We start from the raw sequence: 239 nt of genomic DNA, 5'->3' as shown, positions 1-239 counted from the left end.
GCCTAAATCCAAATCGAGCGCCAAGCCAAAGTCCGCTGGAGCAAAGAAGGACGGGGAGGAAAAGTCAGAACGACCAAAGTCCAGTCGAGTAGCAGCTGCCAAGAAGGACAAGGAGGATGAGGAGGATGATGAGGAGGAGGAGGAGAAGGAGAAGCCAAAGTCCAAATCTACCACCAAGCCAGCCTCAAAGAAGGAGGACAAGCCGAAATCGACTGGGGCTGCTAAACCCGCTTCAAAGA

Annotated in this window: 1 pseudogene; it reads left to right on the top strand. The window is 53.1% G+C overall.

The features are described from left to right. Positions 1–239: pseudogene (locus ACEN88_RS36210) on the top strand (hypothetical protein); the annotation flags it as partial.

The organism is Massilia sp. CT11-108 (assembly GCF_047302915.1).
GTDB classification, from domain to species: Bacteria; Pseudomonadota; Gammaproteobacteria; order Burkholderiales; family Burkholderiaceae_D; genus Telluria; species Telluria orientalis.
The sequence above is the reverse complement of the archived record's forward strand: the minus strand, read 5'-3'. Positions and strand labels throughout refer to the sequence as shown.